2 protein-coding genes are annotated in these 767 nt (G+C 45.6%); both read left to right on the top strand.

The features are described 5' to 3' along the window. Nucleotides 1-148 precede the first annotated feature (148 nt). Nucleotides 149-463 (top strand): DUF2730 family protein, encoded by a 315-nt coding sequence (locus ACFIJS_RS09135; protein ID WP_375651307.1) that lies wholly within the window; start codon nt 149-151, stop codon nt 461-463. Further along, nucleotides 460-767: hypothetical protein (locus tag ACFIJS_RS09130; RefSeq protein ID WP_375651305.1), on the top strand; the 308-nt coding region annotated here is incomplete at its 3' end. The genes ACFIJS_RS09135 and ACFIJS_RS09130, both read left to right, overlap by 4 nt.

Below are 767 nucleotides of genomic sequence, written 5' to 3'. Positions count from 1 at the left end.
CCCGCCCAGCTTTATTGCCAGAGCGTGCTTTGAATGCGCGCGAAGTGGTGCACTATTGGGGGCGTGATCGTGCTGCTTTATTGATTTGTGAACAGCGCAGAAAAGCTGCGGAGAGGGCGATTTTAGGCACAAGAGAGGGGACTTTTAAGTGAACTTGGATATCAGTGTTGCCAATGGCTGGTTGTCTTTATTGTTATCGGTTATTGCGATTTGTGGGGTTTTGAGAGCCTATTTTTCTTCCGGTGCGCGGGAAATGCTGAAAGATATCACGGCGCTTAAAGAGCGTGTGCAAAAGTTAGAAACAGAGATGGATTTTTTGCCTGATCGTGATGCGCTGCAAAGATTGGAAGTGAATCTGGAACGTTTAGATGGTCGTCTCAACACGCTTTCTGCGCAATTACAACCGGTGGCAGCGATAGGTGAGCGTTTGCAAGAGTTTTTACTGGAGAATGCCAAGAAATGAAAGCAGATATGGATAAAATCATCCGTGAAGAAGCGCGGTTGATTATTTTAAAAGGGCTTGCTTGTGAGCGCAGTGAAACTTTATCGAGTGCGATGATTGAGCGGCTTTTATACAGTTATGGCATCAGGCGCGATCGCGATTTTGTGCATAATGAGCTGGCTTTTATGGAAGATCAAGGTGCTGTCACATTAAAACAGGTAGGTTCGGTTTTTCTTGCGGCATTAACAGAACGGGGAGCACGTCATTTAGACCGAAGCTTTTCCATTGAGGGGATTAAGCGGCCTAAACGTTCATCAATAAAATA

The sequence above is a fragment of the Bartonella sp. OT172YNZD genome (assembly GCF_042193725.1).
In the GTDB taxonomy this organism is placed as follows: Bacteria; Pseudomonadota; Alphaproteobacteria; order Rhizobiales; family Rhizobiaceae; genus Bartonella; species Bartonella grahamii_A.
Note: the sequence above shows the minus strand (reverse complement) of the source record. Positions and strands in the feature narration are given on the sequence as shown.